This is a genomic window from Meiothermus rufus DSM 22234, from assembly GCF_000423425.1.
Lineage (GTDB): Bacteria > Deinococcota > Deinococci > Deinococcales > Thermaceae > Meiothermus > Meiothermus rufus.
Genome location: NZ_AUHY01000098.1, coordinates 1 through 6,200 on the forward strand (window position 1 = coordinate 1; position 6,200 = coordinate 6,200).

Annotated in this window: 6 protein-coding genes; 4 read left to right on the forward strand and 2 right to left on the reverse strand. The window is 60.5% G+C overall.

The window, feature by feature from the left end:
• Window positions 1-217, reverse strand: a 217-nt coding sequence (locus tag G552_RS0113185) for a helix-turn-helix domain-containing protein (RefSeq protein ID WP_027883434.1), incomplete at its 3' end; no start/stop codon positions are given.
• A gap of 193 nt (window positions 218-410) precedes the next feature.
• Here G552_RS0113185 and G552_RS0113190 point away from each other — a divergent pair.
• Window positions 411-890, forward strand: a complete 480-nt coding sequence (locus G552_RS0113190; RefSeq protein ID WP_027883435.1) for an arsenate reductase (azurin) small subunit — start codon at window positions 411-413, stop codon at window positions 888-890.
• An 11-nt stretch (window positions 891-901) separates the two neighbouring features.
• Window positions 902-3,481: an arsenate reductase (azurin) large subunit gene (locus G552_RS0113195; RefSeq protein WP_027883436.1), complete on the forward strand. Its 2,580-nt coding sequence runs from the start codon at window positions 902-904 to the stop codon at window positions 3,479-3,481.
• A 47-nt stretch (window positions 3,482-3,528) separates the two neighbouring features.
• Here G552_RS0113195 and G552_RS0113200 read toward each other — a convergent pair whose 3' ends face one another.
• Window positions 3,529-4,278 carry a hypothetical protein gene (locus G552_RS0113200; protein ID WP_036270961.1) on the reverse strand — a complete coding sequence of 250 codons (750 nt, stop codon included), beginning with the start codon at window positions 4,276-4,278 and terminating at the stop codon, window positions 3,529-3,531.
• A gap of 140 nt (window positions 4,279-4,418) precedes the next feature.
• Between G552_RS0113200 and glnA the strand changes: the two genes are divergently transcribed.
• Window positions 4,419-5,780, forward strand: a complete 1,362-nt coding sequence (gene glnA / locus G552_RS0113205) for a type I glutamate--ammonia ligase (RefSeq protein ID WP_027883438.1) — start codon at window positions 4,419-4,421, stop codon at window positions 5,778-5,780.
• Window positions 5,781-5,956: 176 nt separating this feature from the next.
• A partial coding sequence (locus tag G552_RS15600; protein ID WP_156890656.1) for a helix-turn-helix domain-containing protein occupies window positions 5,957-6,200 on the forward strand: 244 nt, incomplete at its 3' end.

The following is a 6,200-nucleotide window of genomic DNA, read 5'->3' on the forward strand; positions in this document are numbered from 1 at the left end:
CCTTGAGCCTCCTCCGCCAGCGGTAATAGGTGGCCCGGCTGATCCCCACCAGGGCCTGGATCTCGGGCCAGCTCACCCCGTGCTTCCTGAACGCCTCCACCTGCTTGAGCTTGCGTAGCCGTTCCTGGACCAGGGGGTCGCTGGCTCCGGCCGCTCCCAGCTCCTGGGCCTTCCTCGCTCCTTGCCATATCGCTTTGCCAACCGTGGTAAGCTGCACCTGGGGGACCTCCTTCAGGAGTCGGTCCCCCTCTTTTTATCCCACCTGGGGCTTCTAGAGTCTCACATGTGTCCGTCCAGGTTCAAAAAGCAGCTCTCCGTGTTGCATAGACTTACAACACGATCTTGCGCATTTCAATTTTATTTGGTACTAATAGAACGGATTTCAAAAAAATAAACTAAGGAGGCAGAACATGATACTCAGTCGTAGGCGCACGATCCAGGTTTTGAGCGGGGTCACTATGGCCTCACTCACCGGTGCTGGCCGGGCCCAGTTCTGGTTTGCCCCCAGCCTGACCTATCCGGCTGTGCGGGTAGGTAACATCCGCAACCTGCAAAACAACCAGCCGGTGACCTTCAATTACCCCGATGCCCGCGCTCAGGGCATCCTGGTCAAGCTGGGCCGCCCGGCCCTGGGGGGGGTGGGGCCCAACCGGGATATTGTGGCCTTCTCGGCGGCCTGCACCCATATGGGCTGCCCGGTGGTCTATAAAAACGGCCGCTTGCTCTGCCCTTGCCACTACTCCATGTTCGACCCCGCCAAAGCCGCCCAGGTCTACCAGGGTCTGGCCGGTACCGGGCTCCCGCAAATCCAGCTTCGCGTGGCCCCCAACGGTGACATCCTGGCCAACGCCATCAACGGCCTGATCTGGGGCCGGGTCAGGAACGTTTAGGAGGTGTGGTTATGTCCAATATGAACCGCCGCGATGCACTGCCCATCCCGCCTGCCAATGCTACTGTGCACAACACTGTCTGCCAGTACTGCACGGTGGGCTGCGGCTACAAGGTTTACACCTGGCCGGTCGGCACCCAGGGCGGTTTGGCCGCCAACCAGAACGCCTTCGGAGTGGACCTGCGCAACCCTCAGACCCCGCTGGGGGGCCTGGTTTACACCGAGACCATGCACTCCATCGTGACCCGTAAGGATGGACAGCAGTACCACGTGGTCATCGTGCCCGCCGGCGACTCCCCCATCAACCTGAAGCGTGACCACTCCAGCCGTGGGGCCACCAACGCCGTAGCTACCTGGAGCGATGCCCGGGCCACCCGCGAGCGCCTGAAATACCCCTTGCTGCGCATAGGCGACCAGTTCCAGGTCATCCCCTGGGACGAAGCCCTGACCATTCTGGCCGGCGTAGCCAAGGGCATTCGCGATAAAGACGGCAACGACGATAATATTGCGGTCAAGGCCTTCGACCACGGGGGCTCTGGCGCTGGTTTCGAGAACAACTGGGGAGTGGGCAAGCTTTTCTTCGATGCCTTTAGCGTTAAGCACATCGCCATCCACAACCGTCCAGCCTACAACTCGGAGGTCTGGGGCAGCCGCGAGCGGGGGGTTCACGAGCTGAACTACGACGCCATCGACGCCCGGCTGGCCGACACCATCGTGCTGTGGGGCGCCAACCCCTACGAGACCGCCAGCGTCTTCTATACCGAGCACATGCTGCCCAACATCCAAGGGGCCACATCAGGGGAAAAACAGCGCAACCTTTTGCGGGGTGAGCCTTTCGGCCCGGCCTACCTCATCGTGGTTGACCCCCGGCGCACCTCCAGCTTGACCGTCGCGGAACAGGTCGACAAAGCCCGGACCCTGCACCTGCGGCCCAACCTGGGCACCGACTATATCCTGGCCAACGCCATCGCTCGGGTCATCTGGGAGCGGCGCTACTACAATATGCAGTACCTGCAAAACCGCACCGACATGCAGAAGTTTGAGGAGTATAAGGAAAAATCCCTCAAACTGGACACGCCCTATGCTGAGTTCATGGCCCGGGTCACGCAAATTACCGGCGTGCCCCGCGCCGACATCGAAAAGGCCGCCGACTGGATTGCCAAGCCCAAGGGCGCAAACTTCCCTCGCCGCACCCTGACCATCTACGAGAAGGGCATGATCTGGAATATGAAGAACTACGACCAGATCGCGGCGTTGGTGCAGATGAACGTGCTCTCGCAGAACATCGGCCGGGCCGGCACCGGTTGTGGCCGTCTGGGCGGGCACCAAGAGGGCTATGTCCGGCCCCCCTCCCCCACCCCAGGCTCTATCTACAACGGAGGACCCCCGGTCAACGTGGACAAATACCTGACCGACGGTAAGGGCAAGCTGTACTGGGTCATTGGAACCAACCCCTATCTTTCCACCCCCAACAACCAGCTCTTCCGCAAGCGCATCCGCGAGCGCACCAAGGCCCTCTCCGATTATCTGGGCCGCTCGGGTGAGCCGGGCCGCACCGAGGAGTGGGTGAGCAAAATCCTCGAGGGCCTCGAGGCCACTGGTGGTCTGTTCATGGTGGTGCAGGATATTTACCTGACCCACACCGCCATGGATGCCCACCTGGTGCTGCCGGCCAGCGCCTGGGGCGAGGCCAACCAGACCTCCATCAACTGCAACAGCCGCCTGCTGCGCCTGTACGAGAAGTTCATGGACCCGCCCGGCGAGGCCAAGCAGGACTGGGAGATTTGTAAGCTGGTGGGCCTGAAGATGGCCGAGCTGTACCGGGCCGAGGGCAAAGGCGATGTTGCCGCCAAGTTCGAGTTCGGCAAGAACTGGAACACAGACGAGGACGTCTTCCTCGATGGAGGCAACTCCTTCCCCAACAACGCCATCCCCGCCAGCGAGGAGGCCACCCTGCCTGCCGAGTGCTACCGCGGCGTTACCTATGCCTTTTTACGCCAGGTCGGGCAGCAGGGTATCCGCACCCCGGTTCGCATCGAGAATGGCCGGCCCGTGGGTACCCTGCGCCGCTACAGCGTCAAGTTCGGCACCAAAGACGGCAAGTTTAGCTGGTACGGCACCGACGACTGGGAAGGGTATCCACCCGAGGTAGCCAAGTACCTCGAGGGCGACATGGCCAAGAAATACCCCTTCTGGATGACCACCGGGCGTGCCCAGGCCATCTGGCAGACTATGTACAACGACCGTTTCCTGCCGGAAAAAATGACCGTCATGCCCATGCCCTACATCGAGATGCACCCTCAGGACGCCCAAGCCCTGGGCATCAAAGGCGGCGACCTGGTGCAGGTTTGGAACGAAGAGGGCAACGGTACTTTCATGGTCTACGTGACCGACGCGGTTCGGCCTGGCCTAATCTTCGCCCTACAATACCACCACCTGGGCACCTCCAATAGCATGACCTCGGGCTACACCGACCCCAAGACCACCATTCCCTGGTACAAGGGAACCCGGGTAGCCATCCGCAAAATCCGGGGCTCCCTGCCCGATCTGCAGCAAACCGCTAGCTTCTTACAGCAAAACAAGTTCGACTAGCCTGGCAAATGAAAAAGCTCCGCAGAAAGCGGAGCTTTTTCCCTACTTCAGGGCAGGTAGTTGCCGGGCGTTCCTAGGGTGCCAGGCTTCTCTATCCATTCCGCGACCAAGCCCAGCTTCCAGGCACCAGCCGCCCCGCTAGGGTTGGCATAGCCACCATAAAGGCCCAGCCGTAGGCCCCGCACCACGGTATAGTACAGCGAAGCAGTTAGATCGTAGCCCAGGTTGAGGCCGAAGGGGTAGCGCAGCCCGCCTTCCATATAGGCGTTTAGCTCCGGGGCCAGCTCGAGCTTCAACCCAGCGTAGGCATTGGCAGTGGTATTAAGCAAGAGCGCAGGAACCACCCCCAAGCTAGCCTCCAAGCCCGCCCCGCCATACAACACCGCCATCTCGGCAACACGCTGGGTAAGGAAAAGCTCCCCGCTGGCATCCAAATCAAAGCTAAACGGGCCAGGCAGCAGCACCTGATTGGAGCCCAGCCGCACTGCCCCCTCCACATAGCCCGTGCTAGAAGTGTTAAGCTTGGTCACCCCCACCAGGCCCACCCGGCTGGCCAACACCAGCTGCCCAGCAAAAAATCCCGGGCGCAACGAGGCTCCCGCTACAACGTTGTCGCTTAGGTTTAGGGTGTAGTTGACCGCGGTGCCCCGGTAAGCGGGATAGGGCGTGGTGAACTGCCCCCCCACCAGGCCCACCTCGGGCAAAAGTTGCAGGTTGCCACTGAGGGAGAATCCGTCGGCCAAAGCCAGGCCACCAAGGCCCAGCGAGGTCATGATGGCGGTAAAAATCTTTCTCATCTCTCCTCCAAAATTTGCCGCGATAATGCCGCGAGCGGCCCAATCATAACGGCATAGCCCAGGGCGCAACTGAGGCCATGCGCAAATTTCCTTAATCTGCCCGCCTGCCCAAACCCCAGCCCCAACGGTATGCTTTAGGCATGGCAAGAAGCAAACAGGAAATTCTGCAAGCGCTAAAGGAGGCCCAGGCGCGTTTTTTGCGCCTGCAGTTCACCGATATTTTGGGCATTAACAAGGTCGTTGAGCTTCCAGTGGGCCAGTTCGAAAAAGCCCTGGACGGCGAAATCATGTTCGATGGCTCCTCTATTGAAGGCTTTGGCCGTACCGATGTGGAGGAGTCGGATATGCTGCTGCGGCCCGACTATGAGACTTTTGCTATTTATCCGGATGAACTCGAGCCCACCACCAAAGGCCCTGTAGGCCGGCTAATCTGCGACATCGCCTACCCCGATGGCAAACCCTTTGAGAACAACCCTCGCCAGGTACTCAAGCGCCAGGTTGAGCGGGCGCAACGCATGGGCTTCGACAACCTCTATGTGGGGGCCGAGGTGGAGTTCTTTCTATTCGAACGCAGGCCCGACGGTAGTCCCAGCACCCACACCCACGACCGCGCAGGTTACTTCGACCTAGCCCCCACCGACCGGGGCGAGGCCGCCCGGCGGGATATGGTCGATATGCTCTCCCGGCTGGGCCTGGGCATCGAGGCGGCCCATCACGAGGGCGCTCCTGGTCAGCATGAGATCGACCTCAAGTATACCCACGCCCTGCAGGCCGCCGACCACCTGACCACCCTTAAGTTTGTGGCCAAACGCATTGCCATAAATCACGGGCTTCACGCCACCTTCATGCCCAAGCCCATCGCGGGCATCAACGGCTCGGGCCTACACCTTCACCTCTCCCTTTTCAAAAAAGGGGAAAACGCCTTCTTTGACCCTAAGGGGCGCCTCGAGGTCTGGCCCCACCAGCTCTCTCCCATCGCGCTTCAGTTTATTGCTGGCCTCTTTGAGCACGCCGAGGGTATGGCCGCCATCACCAATCCTCTTGTTAACTCCTACAAACGCCTGACCCCCGGCTACGAGGCTCCTACCAGCGTAGCCTGGTCGGTCTCTCACCGTAGTGCCATGATCCGGGTACCCAAGCGCCGGGGCAACGGCACCCGGGCCGAGTTCCGCCTGCCCGACCCCTCCTGCAACCCCTATCTGGCCCTGGCGGTGATTCTGGCCGCGGGCCTCGAGGGCATCGAGAACAGGCTGGAGCCCCCTCCACCCATCGAGCGCGACGTCTACGACCTTTCCGTACGTGACCGGCGCAAATATCGGGTCAGCGATATGCCCAGCACCCTGCGGGAGGCCCTCGAGGCCCTGCAAAAGAACCGGGTGGTGCGTAACGCCCTAGGCGAGCCGCTTTACAAAGATTTTCTGCACGCCAAACAGGTCGAGTGGAACGCCTACCGCATATCGGTTCACCAGTGGGAGCTAAACCAGTACCTTGCGGAATACTGATAAACGGCTTACGACCCCCGATCGCTCTTCACCGAAAGGTGGGGGCTTAAATGGTGTAGTTCCTTGTCCCGGCTGGAGTACAAATCACACAAAGCCACATGAACCTGGACAAACACATGTGAGACTCTAAGCTGGGATAAAAAGAGGGGAACCAACCAAGAAAGGAGGTTCCCCAGGTGCAGTTTACCACCGTTGGCCGAGAGATATGGCAAGGCGCTAGACAAGCACAGAGGCTGGCCGAGGCCAAAGCAGGCGACCCAGAGGTCAAGGAACGTCTGCGCAAGCTCCGACTGGTCAAAGCCCTGCGTGAAAGTAAAAAGAGCTGGAAGGAGATCCAGGACCTGGTGGGGATCAGCCGGGCCACCTACCACCGCTGGAAAAAAGCCCTAAAAGAAAAGGGCCTGGCCGGACTCAAACCCC

What these genes read in the sequence shown, in the direction of transcription:
- G552_RS0113190 (WP_027883435.1), top strand. Translation starts at nt 411, where the DNA reads ATGATACTCAGTCGTAGGCGCACGATCCAGGTTTTGAGCGGGGTCACT.
- G552_RS0113195 (WP_027883436.1), top strand. Translation starts at nt 902, where the DNA reads ATGTCCAATATGAACCGCCGCGATGCACTGCCCATCCCGCCTGCCAAT.
- G552_RS0113200 (WP_036270961.1), bottom strand. Translation starts at nt 4,278, where the DNA reads ATGAGAAAGATTTTTACCGCCATCATGACCTCGCTGGGCCTTGGTGGC.
- glnA (WP_027883438.1), top strand. Translation starts at nt 4,419, where the DNA reads ATGGCAAGAAGCAAACAGGAAATTCTGCAAGCGCTAAAGGAGGCCCAG.